We start from the raw sequence: 5229 nt of genomic DNA on the forward strand, positions 1-5229 counted from the left end.
CGGCGCAGATCCACAGTCGTATCACCGCCTTGCCCCAGGGTTATCACACCCAGCTGGGCAGTGGCGTGCAGCTCTCCGGTGGTGAAGTGCAGCGCCTGGGCATTGCCCGGGCGATGCTCAGCCAGGCACCGATCCTGGTGCTGGACGAAGCCACCGCCGCCAGCGACCCGGAGTCCGAAGCGGCGATCCAGCAGGCGTTGTCGCGGCTGGCGGCGGGGCGCACGGTGCTGGTGATCGCCCATCGCCTGAGCAGTATCCAGGATGCCGACCAGATTGCCGTGCTGCAGGCCGGGCAACTGGTGGAATGCGGCCGGCACCCGGCCCTGCTGGAGCAGCAGGGGGTGTATGCCGGGCTGTGGGCGGCGCAGCAGTTCTGCGCCGTGGAAACGGCGGGGGAGCAGGCATGATTGGCGCACTGTTACGCAGTTTGCAGCCGGCCGAAGCCAGCCTGCTGCGCCGGGCCTTGCTGGCCATGGCCACCAGTGCCCTGGCCCAGGGCGCGGCGCTGGCCCTGTTGCCCATGGCCTTTGCCAGCCTGTTCGATGCCGCTGCCGGGCAGGCGCCGTGGCGATGGGCCGGGGCCTTTGCCGGTTTCGCGCTGCTGTGCCTGGGGGTGCGCCGGCATGCGCAACTGGCGGGCTACCGCGCGGGCGCCGCGGCGGCCCAGTCGTTGAACCTGCGCATCGGCGAACAACTGGTGCGCCTGCCCCTGGAGTGGTTCGTCGAGCGCCGCAGCGCCGAGCTCAATCGGCTGGTGACCCACACCGTACTGCAGATCATGAGCACCCCGGCGCACCTGTTGCAGCCCATGGCCAACGCCTTGCTGACGCCCCTGGCGCTGCTTGTGGCGCTGTTCTTCTATGACCGCACCATGGCCCTGGCGGCCTTGGCCAGCGTGCCCCTGCTGCTGGTGTTCTACCACTGGGGCGTACGCTGGGGCGGCCAGGCCGAAAGCCGCAGTGAGGCGGCGGCCAACGAGGCGGCGGCGCGGGTCCTGGAGTTCCTGCGCCAGCAGCCGCTGCTGCGTGCCAGTGGCCGCACCGGCGAAGGCTTCAGCCTGCTCACCGAGGCCTTGCAGCAACAGCGCAGGGCCCAGCGTCGGGCCCACTGGCGGACCTTTCCGGCGGCCCTGGGGCTGGCGGTGGTGCTCCAGGCCGGCTACACCGCGATGCTGCTGTGCGGCCTGTATGCAGTGCTCGGTGGCAGCCTGGGAGTGGCCCAGTACCTGGCGCTGGCGGTGCTCGCCACCTGCCTGGTGGAGCCCATGGGCACCCTGGTCAACCTCGGCACGACCTTGCGCCAGACCCGCCATGGCCTGAACCGTTTGCGCCACTTGTTGCGCCTGCCGGCGCTGCCGGAGCCGAGCCAGCCCGAGGAACCCCGGGGGCATCAGGTGCAGGTGCGCGACCTGGGGCTGGTGCGCCAGGAGCAGGTGATCCTGCAGGGCATCAGCTTCGAGCTGGCGCCGGCCTCGCTGAACCTGCTGGTGGGCGCCTCCGGCTCCGGCAAGTCGAGCCTGCTGCGCCTGCTGGCGCGGTTCAGCGATGTCGATAGCGGCGCCATTTTGTTGGGTGGTGTCGACCTGCGCCAACTGTCCGCCGCGCAGCGCGATCGTTCCATCGCCCTGATGTTCCAGGACTGTCCGCCGCTGGCTGCGAGCCTGCTGGACAACCTGCGCCTGGGCGGCCCCGAGGCCAGCGACAGCCAACTGATGGACGCCGCCCGCGCCACCGGCCTGGACCTTGTGGCCCAGCGCCTGCCCCAGGGCTGGCAGACCCGGGTCGGCGAGGGCGGCGTCAGCCTCTCCGGGGGCGAGCGCCAGTGCCTGGCCCTGGCCCGGGTGCTGCTCAAGGACGCCAGCCTGATCCTGCTGGACGAACCCACCGCGGCCCTCGATGCCATCAGCGAGGCCCGGGTCAACCGTTGCCTGCTGCAACTGGCGCGCAAGCACACGGTGCTGCTGGTGACTCACAAACCGACCCTGGCCCCCAGCGCCGGACAGATCCTCCTGCTGGAGCAGGGCCACCTGGCCCAGCGCGGTACCCACGCCCAACTGATGGCGGCCCCGGGCCGTTATCGCGAGCTGTTCCACGAGCGCGAGGCGATCAATCGCTGGCGCCTGCGCCAACCCCCTTCCGTACCCCAAAGGAACGTCCACCATGACCGATAACCCAGCACTGGCACGCGCTCATCCAGCGCACGCCGGCCTGAGTCATTCACCCCAAGGACTCTGCGAAGGCATTGCCCGGCTGCTCGGCTACAGCGCCGAGGATCTTGAACCCCAGGCCTCCCTGATCGAGCAGGGGCTCGACTCGGTGAGCATCATGCGCCTGCCGGCGCTGCTGGCCGCCGAAGGCGTGGCCCTGAGCTTCGCCGAACTGATCCAGCAACCGACCCTGGACGCCTGGTGGGCGCTGATTGAGGCTCGCCGTGGCCTCGCGGCGCCGCGCCTGCAGGCTGTGGCCAGCGCTCCTGCCAACAGCGATTTCTCCCTGACCCCACTGCAACAGGCCTACTGGTTCGGCCGCGATCCGGGCATGCCCCTGGGCGGCGTCGGCTGCCACCTGTACCAGGAACTGGACGGCCATGGCCTGGAGCCCCAGCGCCTGGAGCAGGCCCTGCGCCGCCTGTGCCAGCGCCATCCGATGCTGCGGGCGTGCTTTATCAGCGACACCTGCCAGCGCATCCTGCCCCAGAGCCCCTGGCCCGGGCTGACCGTCCACGACCTGCGCCAGGCTTCCTGCGTCGGGGCTGCCGAGGCCCTGGAACAGATCCGCGAAAACCTCTCGCACCGGAGCCTGGAGGTCAGCCGCGGGCAGGTGTTCGATGTGCAGTTGAGCCTGCTGCCCGAAGGTCGCAGCCGCCTGCACCTGAACATCGACCTGCTGGTGGCTGACGTGCTCAGCATTGGCATCCTGCTGCGCGACCTGGCGCTGATCCATGCCGGCCAGGAGCACAGCCTGCCGGCCCTGGACTGGAACTTCGCCGACTACCTGCGGGCCGAACAGGCGGCGCGCGCGCCACTGCTGGCGGCGGCCCGGGACTATTGGCTGGAGCGCCTGGAAGAGCTGCCGGACGGCCCGCAACTGCCCCTGGCCCAGGAGCCGCAGAACGCCGGCACTGCGCGTTTTCGCCGCCTGGCCATGCGTCTGGACCAGGGCCAGTTGCAGGCCCTGGAGCAGCGCGCCCGGCAGCACGGGCTGACCCTGGCCAGCGTGCTGGCCTGCGCCTATGGCCAGGTGCTGGGGCGCTGGAGCGCCAGCCAGCATTTCCTGCTCAACGTGCCGCTGTTCAATCGCCAGGAACTGCACCCGTGCGTGCCTCATCTGCTGGCGGACTTTTCCAACCTGGTGCTGCTGGAAGTCGACCAGCGCCAGCCCGCGCCCTTCAGCCAGCAGGCCCTGGCGTTGCAGGCTCAATTGCACCGCGACATCGCCCACAGCGCCTGGCCCGGGGTCGAGGTGCTGCGCGAGCGGGCGCGGCTGCGCCAGGGCGGTGGCCAGGGCGCGCCGGTGGTGTTCGCCTGCAACCTGGGCCCGGCCTTTGTCGACGCCACCTGCCGCGAGCAACTGGGCGAACCGGGCTGGGCGCTGTCGCAGACGCCCCAGGTCTGGCTCGACCACCAGAGCTACCCGCTGGCCGACGGCCTGCTGCTGAACTGGGACGCGGTGGACGCGCTGTTCCCCGAAGGCCTGCTGGACGAGATGTTCGACGCCTACCGCGCCTTGCTGTTGTGGCTGTGCGCCAACGACTGGCAGCAGGTGGCGCCCTTGCCGCTGCCGGCGGCGCAACAGCAGCGCCGCCAGCAGGTCAATGCCACCGCACACGCGACCCCGGCTCAGCTGTTGCACCAGGGCTTTTTCCAGCAGGCGCGCCTGAACCCCGAGGCCGTGGCGCTGATCTGCGAGCAGGGCAGCCTGAGCTACGCCGAGCTCGCCCGGCAGGCCCTGCAACTGGCCGGGGCCTTGGGCGAGTGGGGCGTGCAGCCGGGTGACGCGGTGGCGATCACCTTGCCCAAGGGCCGCGACCAGGTGGTCGCGGTGCTGGGGACCCTTGCCGCCGGGGCGGTCTATGTGCCGGTGGGCATCGAGCAGCCGCCGGCGCGCCGCGACATGATCTACCAGCGCGCCGGGGCGCGGGTGGTGATCACCGATCAGGCCCACCGCGAGGGCGGTATCTGGCTCGCCGAACTGCGGGTGGTGACCCTGGCCCAGGCGCTGGTCGCACCAGCGCTGGGGCAACCCCTGGAGATGGCGGCGGATGCCCTGGCCTACGTGATCTTCACCTCGGGCACCACCGGCGAACCCAAGGGCGTGGAACTGTCCCATCGGGCGGCGATGAACACCGTCACCGCGATCAACCGGCGCTACCAGGTGAGCGCCGAGGATCGGGTGCTGGGGGTCTCGGCCCTGGATTTCGACCTGTCGGTGTACGACCTGTTCGGCCTGCTGAGTGTCGGCGGCGCCCTGGTACTGCCGGCGGACGGGCTGCGCAAGGAGCCCCGGGAATGGCTGCGGCTGATCCGCGAGCAGCGGGTGAGTGTGTGGAACTCGGTGCCGGCGCTGCTGGACATGCTGACCCTGCAAGTGCGCGACGACGGCGGCCTGGGAGCCTTGCGCCTGGCTATGGTCTCCGGTGACTGGGTCGGCCTCGACCTGCCACGGCGCCTGGAGCGGGCGGCGGGCCACCGCGTGCCGTTCGTGGCCCTGGGCGGCGCCACCGAGGCGGCGATCTGGTCCAACTACCAGGACGTGGCGCAGGTGCCCGGGCACTGGCGTTCGATCCCCTACGGGCGGCCCCTGGACAACCAGTGCTTCCGGGTGGTGGACAGCCAGGGCCGGGACTGCCCGGACTGGGTGCCCGGCGAGCTGTGGATCGGCGGTGCCGGGGTGGCCGCCGGCTATCGCGGCCTGCCGACCCTCAGCGCCCAGCGCTTTGTCGAGCACGAGGGCCGGCGCTGGTATCGCACCGGCGACCAGGGCCGCTACTGGGCCGACGCCAGCCTGGAGTTTCTCGGGCGCCTGGACCATCAGGTCAAGGTCCGCGGCTTTCGCATCGAGCTGGCAGAAATCGATGTGGCCCTGGAGCGCCACCCGGCCATCGACCGCGCGTTGAGCCTGGTGCTGCCCGGCAGCGAAGCGCAGCTGGCGGCGGTGCTGCTGGCCCGGGAGCCGCTGCCCGAACCCCAGGCCCTGCGCCAGTGGCTGGGGCAATGGCTGCCCGAACACA

At 71.0% G+C, this 5229-nt stretch carries 3 protein-coding genes; all 3 read left to right on the forward strand.

Annotated features, from left to right (window positions below; genetic code table 11):
• Positions 1-407: ATP-binding cassette domain-containing protein (locus F6S12_RS29535; RefSeq protein WP_315869669.1), on the forward strand; the 407-nt coding region annotated here is incomplete at its 5' end.
• Positions 404-2170, forward strand: a complete 1767-nt coding sequence (locus F6S12_RS29540) for an ABC transporter ATP-binding protein (RefSeq protein ID WP_315869670.1) — start codon at positions 404-406, stop codon at positions 2168-2170. The genes F6S12_RS29535 and F6S12_RS29540, both read left to right, overlap by 4 nt.
• A partial coding sequence (locus F6S12_RS29545) for an amino acid adenylation domain-containing protein (protein WP_315869671.1) occupies positions 2160-5229 on the forward strand: 3070 nt, incomplete at its 3' end. The genes F6S12_RS29540 and F6S12_RS29545, both read left to right, overlap by 11 nt.

This window comes from Pseudomonas sp. JV245A, from assembly GCF_032424515.1.
Taxonomy (GTDB): domain Bacteria; phylum Pseudomonadota; class Gammaproteobacteria; order Pseudomonadales; family Pseudomonadaceae; genus Aquipseudomonas; species Aquipseudomonas protegens.

Coding starts and splice junctions, on each gene's coding strand:
- F6S12_RS29540 (WP_315869670.1), top strand. CDS start 404: ATGATTGGCGCACTGTTACGCAGTTTGCAGCCGGCCGAAGCCAGCCTG.